At 30.9% G+C, this 5034-nt stretch carries 9 protein-coding genes; 3 read left to right on the top strand and 6 right to left on the bottom strand.

Features of this window, described 5'->3' with window-relative positions; all coding sequences use genetic code 11:
- The 6 genes from BHF71_RS11680 to BHF71_RS09470 form a co-directional block, all read right to left on the bottom strand.
- The coding region (locus BHF71_RS11680; protein ID WP_084024145.1) for a transposase at nucleotides 1-157 on the bottom strand (157 nt) is incomplete at its 3' end.
- Between the two features lie 127 nt (nucleotides 158-284).
- A complete protein-coding gene (locus BHF71_RS11675; RefSeq protein WP_084024488.1) occupies nucleotides 285-401 on the bottom strand; it encodes a GapA-binding peptide SR1P in 117 nt (38 codons plus the stop codon).
- A gap of 128 nt (nucleotides 402-529) precedes the next feature.
- Nucleotides 530-1333: an alpha/beta hydrolase gene (locus BHF71_RS09485; protein WP_084024487.1), complete on the bottom strand. Its 804-nt coding sequence runs from the start codon at nucleotides 1331-1333 to the stop codon at nucleotides 530-532.
- 192 nt (nucleotides 1334-1525) lie between these two features.
- On the bottom strand, nucleotides 1526-2731 hold the full coding sequence (locus tag BHF71_RS09480) for an RNA-guided endonuclease InsQ/TnpB family protein (RefSeq protein WP_069657418.1): 1206 nt from the start codon (nucleotides 2729-2731) through the stop codon (nucleotides 1526-1528).
- Nucleotides 2724-3326 carry an IS607 family transposase gene (locus BHF71_RS09475; protein ID WP_069657417.1) on the bottom strand — a complete coding sequence of 201 codons (603 nt, stop codon included), beginning with the start codon at nucleotides 3324-3326 and terminating at the stop codon, nucleotides 2724-2726. The genes BHF71_RS09480 and BHF71_RS09475 overlap by 8 nt, the downstream gene beginning before the upstream one ends.
- Before the next feature lie 128 nt (nucleotides 3327-3454).
- Nucleotides 3455-3874 (bottom strand): hypothetical protein, encoded by a 420-nt coding sequence (locus BHF71_RS09470; protein ID WP_069657416.1) that lies wholly within the window; start codon nucleotides 3872-3874, stop codon nucleotides 3455-3457.
- A gap of 133 nt (nucleotides 3875-4007) precedes the next feature.
- Between BHF71_RS09470 and BHF71_RS09465 the strand changes: the two genes are divergently transcribed.
- From BHF71_RS09465 to BHF71_RS11670, 3 genes are all read left to right on the top strand, one after another.
- On the top strand, nucleotides 4008-4274 hold the full coding sequence (locus tag BHF71_RS09465) for a hypothetical protein (RefSeq protein WP_069657415.1): 267 nt from the start codon (nucleotides 4008-4010) through the stop codon (nucleotides 4272-4274).
- A 77-nt stretch (nucleotides 4275-4351) separates the two neighbouring features.
- Entirely contained in the window at nucleotides 4352-4768 is a 417-nt protein-coding gene (locus BHF71_RS09460; RefSeq protein WP_069657414.1) for a DUF1885 family protein, read from the top strand.
- A 109-nt stretch (nucleotides 4769-4877) separates the two neighbouring features.
- On the top strand, nucleotides 4878-5034 hold a 157-nt coding region (locus tag BHF71_RS11670; RefSeq protein ID WP_084024145.1), incomplete at its 3' end, for a transposase.

The following is a 5034-nucleotide window of genomic DNA, read 5'->3' as shown; positions in this document are numbered from 1 at the left end:
CGTTATCTAAAGAATAGGTATCTTTAACCAAATCGTATATAAAGCTAAAGTCAATTGCTTGATCTATTTTCCTAACCAAATGATCCTCTGGTACCAGATCCTCTATTGATACTAATTCAACTTGAGTTCTCACATCTTCCTTACGCTTTGTTAACATATTTCTCCCCTCACAAGATATTTATTACAATATCTATTATACAAAAAAAGCTTGTAGATTTGTCTAAATAAAGACTTTGTCTACAAGCTGAAGTCACCCTTTTGGGTGACTTTTTAAGTGGTGTTCATTATTTTTCTTTGCCATGAGAGTTACAGTCGTCACAAATACCAAATAGCACTTCTGATTTTTCTGATGGTATTGGTGAAATTATTTGATCACATTCCTTACATACTATTGTACCCATAACTTTTAATACCCCCACCCTAGAAATGAAAACGCTTTATTACTGTGTTACTTTTATTTTAATATGTTATACTATTTATGTCAATCAACATTTTAATGTGTTTTATATGATGTTTATTGATTATTGTGTTATATTGTTTTTAAAATCCATTCAGTCATTATCTTCAAATACTCTTCTTTTTCAGGCTCATTAAAAATTTCATGATATAAATTGGGGATATTACGATAGGTAACTTTTTCTTTGTGTAAAAGTTCGACAAATTGGTCTGCTGCTTTAGGATCTACCAATTGATCTGCGCCTGCTTGCAAATATAGTATCGGAAAATTCAGATTATTGATTTTATCAACATTTTTCCATACCTCTTCTATTGCTTTGACGAATTCAAAAAACCAACCTATACTCACTTTCCCATAAACAAGAGGATCCTTTGTATATTGCTCTACTACATTCGGATCCCTACTTACTTGATCAGGCTTTATCCCGCTTTTCATTCGAAATGTTGGCCATATCTTTTCTAATAAGCTAGCTATGACCAATTGCCATTTGGGAATGGTTACTCCAATCTTTATTGCCGGTGATGTTACTATAACTCCGTTTAATAAATCTTTATCTTCTAGGGTTTCTATATACCTTAGAACGATAAGCCCTCCCATACTATGACCATATAAGAATATTGGTAAATCTGGCCAATTTTCCTTCGCAAACTTTATCCACTTATCAACTTCACGTAAATAATCGTTGAAATCATCAATGTGTCCTCTTTTCCCCTTTGCCCTTCCCAACCCTGGTAAATCACCACCGATCATTGATATCTGACTATCATTAAGCCATTTAGCAATATGTTTATATCTGCCTAGGTGTTCTCCTGAACCGTGTACAGCTACAACGATTGCCTTTCCATCGTCGACTATGTGAGTTTGTAATGCCTCCACTTATCCCACCGTTACCAAATACCTATAAAAATTTATAAATAAGCTGAAATTTATAAGTTTTATGCTTTGTTCCTCGTTCATTGAGTCCGATTTCATAGTTAAAATGACTATTACTTTCGTTTGATATAACTCTCCGAAGGCTTAAATTCCCCACTAACGAATGGGTACATATCAGTAGTATCTTTTAAGTGGTTAAGCTACTGATTTTCTATGCTTTATAGTATAATCTTTAAGGTTAATACTTGCATTTAGATCCCTGTTAATCTCTAATCCGCAGCTATCACATTGATATTTCCGATTAGATAGTTTTAAATCTAATTTTAGATGTCCACAATTGGAACATATTTTACTGGAAGGAAAATATCTGTCAGCTGTGATTAAATTAATATCATACCATTCACATTTATACTCTAATTGCCTTCTAAACTCTCTTAAAGATTGTTCCGATATAGCTTTTGATAGTTTTTTGTTTTTCAACATTCCACTTACGTTTAAATCCTCGATTACGATATACTTTGGTTTGGCTTTCACCAAAGATGTTGTAATCTGATGTATATAGTCATCTCTGATACCTTTTATTCTCCTATAAAGCCTGTTTAATTTCTTTTCAGCTTTTACTATATTTTTTGTTTTGTGGTATTTGTAACGGTTTTCCCTCCCTTCAATTTTAGATTTATTCATATCGTATTTTCTTGAAATTTGTTTTTGTAATCTTTTATGTTTTTTTATTAATTTCTTCATTTTGGGTGATTTATTAATGTTTTTAAATTTCTCACCATTACTTATTACTGCTAATTCTTTAACACCTAGGTCAATACCTATCCCTTCTGTTTGATATGAAGTATTATTTTCTTTTTCTTCTTTAACTCCAATACTAATCCACCAATTAAGTCCATCATACGTTATTCTTGGATTGATATATTTAATATTTTTCCCTGTTGGTATTCTGCCTTTTTCAGCTAGTTTGATCCAATTAAATTTTTGCTTATTTCTTTTTTTACTTGTAGTCAATTTTTCTAACTTAACATGAGTTGCAGTGATTTTAATTTTTTCAGTATCTTGGTAAAAACTATACTTTGACCTTTTCTTAGACTTAAATTTAGGGAATTTGCTATAACCATTGAAAAACCTTGTGAAGCTATCGCAAGCGTCTTTAATAGCCTGTTTAGTTATATTATTTGAATAATTATTTAACCAACTATATTCCTTTGTTTTCTTCAAAATAGTTAGTTCTTTTCTTAGAACACTGTCTTTAAGAAACTTTCCACCTTTATCATAGTTCTCTTTTTGTCTTGCTAAAGCGAAGTTATAAGCCCATCTACTTACACCAGAATTTTCAAACAACTTAGTTCGTTGCTTGTTATTTGGTTTTAACATGACCTTGTAAGTTTTAATCATTTTCTTTCAATTCCCTTATTATTTTTTGGGCTTTATTAGCTCGCTTACCTTGTAACTTAGCGGCAAATACTGTTACTATTTGGATCATATCTTCAACTAGTTCTTGCTCGTCAGTTTTTGGGGTATTATCTATAATTTCGATAGTAGTTCCATATTTTTTGCAAAGGTTTTCTATCAACTCAAACCCAAATCTAACTAGCCTATCTTTGTATAAGACCACTATTTTATCAACTTCTGCATTAGTTATCATGTCTATTAATTCATTTAGTCCTTTTTTGTTATAATTAATGCCACTACCTATATCAGTTATAATTCTAAATTGATAACCCTTTGCAATCATATAATCTCGTACATATTGTATTTGCCTTTCCAGATCATCTTTTTGTTTATTACTAGAAACTCTGCAATAACCTACTGTTATTTTATCTTTTTGGTTTATTCTTAGTATAGAATTCAATTGGCTTTGGCTATACATTCTGTGTCCACCTTCTGTAATAAACGAAGGCTTTAATTTTCCTGTTTTATCCCAATTTCTTAAAGTTTGTTGAGTTTTTCCTATTAATTCAGCAAATTCACCTATGCTATAATATTTCATTTTTATCACCCCAAAATTATTATAACATTAAATTATAAATAATTTTGAGATTTTTATAAATTTTTATATAAATCCGACAACTGTTAATCAACCTCCATAAATTTCTCCTATTTTTAAAAAAAGCCCCTTTAATTAGGGACTTGGCTTAGTAGTTCTTGGATATATTGAAATAGTTTTACTTCATCTTGATCAATGAATTTGGTTGTTTTTATAATCATCTCACCTAAAAGATGGTGCCCATCATAAAATGGAATATAGATCTTTTGACCATCAGTTTCAAATTCACAGGAGATTTCTCCACGTGCAGCTACAATACTTAAAAACCCTTCACCAAACGGAATTTTTTGTTTTAAGTTGTTAGAATCACCTTCATGTTTATAATAGATAAAAGCCGTTTCATCAGTTAAATAGATAGTGATTGTTTGATAGTGAGGAATTTTAGATTTTAAAACATGGATAATTTTATCATAACATTCTCGTCTGTCCTTGATATTATTAAAGATCACGCATAGCTCCGATCGAATCTCTTCAAGGTCAGTTTTCGCCATAACTATTCCTCCAAATACTTTTTTTAAATTTTACCATATATCCTATCCATCTACAAACACACCACCTTTTTTGGATATTCTCTTTATCTCAGGTAATACTAAAGGATGTAAACATGATGGTGAGGTGATTATAATGATAAATAATAATGATGATACAAAGAATTTAGAAAACGATAAAAATAAGTTTATAAAAAACTGGGCCGAAGACGAATCTCCGGAGCAGTTTGCTGGTGATGAGCAGACTGATAAGATCGTTAGTTACAATGACTTTAATGATAGTCTATCCCTAAGGATGACTTCACCTGCCGGTGGTATTTTTATGCATCCGATACATGATGTTACCTTAGATAATTATAGTAATGAGTTAGACGATTACGATGAAGAGAAAAATAAAGAATAAAAGCGTTGTCATCCTAATAACCTAGTGCTAAAATTACTATTAGTAGTATTATTCTAGGGATATTGGGGTGGAAAAAGTTGAATAGGAGTATTTTTGTTAAATTAGTGAAGGGTTCAAAACAATCGGAGATTTCTTTACAGCAGGTTAAAGATTTACTACATAAGTACATCGAAATTTTTAATAAAGATGGTGAACAATTCGATTGGGATGGATATCACAATGCTGTCTTTCCATACAACTTGGAAATAAAAAAGGAAGACGATACCGAGTATTTATATTTAAATGCGAAGGATCCTCTTTACAATTACATTTTGATAGGTGTTGGTACTGAAGGCGATAGTAGTTTTATTCAAATTGTTATACCTGATGAGGATCATTGTACTATTGGAGATCGACAAAAAGCTGTTGAATTTGCGAGATATTTAGGAAAGCAATTAAAAGCTGAAGTGAAATTATTTAATGATCGAGTTATGTACTTCAATCCACGAAAATAGGAGTGTCAATTAGACACTCTCAGCTTGTAGACAAAGTCTTTATTTAGACAAATCTACAAGCTTTTTTTGTATAATAAGTATGTAATAAATATCTTGTGAGGGGAGAAACATGTTAACAAAACGTAAGGAAGATGTAAGAACTCAAGTTGAATTAGTATCAATAGAAGATTTAGTACCAGAGGATCATCTAGTGAGGAAAATAGATCAAGCAATTGACTTTAGCTTTATATACGATTTGGTTAAAGATACCTATTCTTTAGATAACG

Source organism: Vulcanibacillus modesticaldus, assembly GCF_001730235.1.
Classification (GTDB): Bacteria; Bacillota; Bacilli; order Tepidibacillales; family Tepidibacillaceae; genus Vulcanibacillus; species Vulcanibacillus modesticaldus.
The sequence above is the reverse complement of the archived record's forward strand: the minus strand, read 5'-3'. Positions and strand labels throughout refer to the sequence as shown.

Bases quoted from the DNA above. Each gene is read 5' to 3' on its own strand.
- BHF71_RS11675 (WP_084024488.1), bottom strand. From the start codon at position 401: ATGGGTACAATAGTATGTAAGGAATGTGATCAAATAATTTCACCAATA.
- BHF71_RS09480 (WP_069657418.1), bottom strand. From the start codon at position 2,731: ATGATTAAAACTTACAAGGTCATGTTAAAACCAAATAACAAGCAACGA.
- BHF71_RS09470 (WP_069657416.1), bottom strand. From the start codon at position 3,874: ATGGCGAAAACTGACCTTGAAGAGATTCGATCGGAGCTATGCGTGATC.
- BHF71_RS09475 (WP_069657417.1), bottom strand. From the start codon at position 3,326: ATGAAATATTATAGCATAGGTGAATTTGCTGAATTAATAGGAAAAACT.
- BHF71_RS09465 (WP_069657415.1), top strand. From the start codon at position 4,008: ATGATAAATAATAATGATGATACAAAGAATTTAGAAAACGATAAAAAT.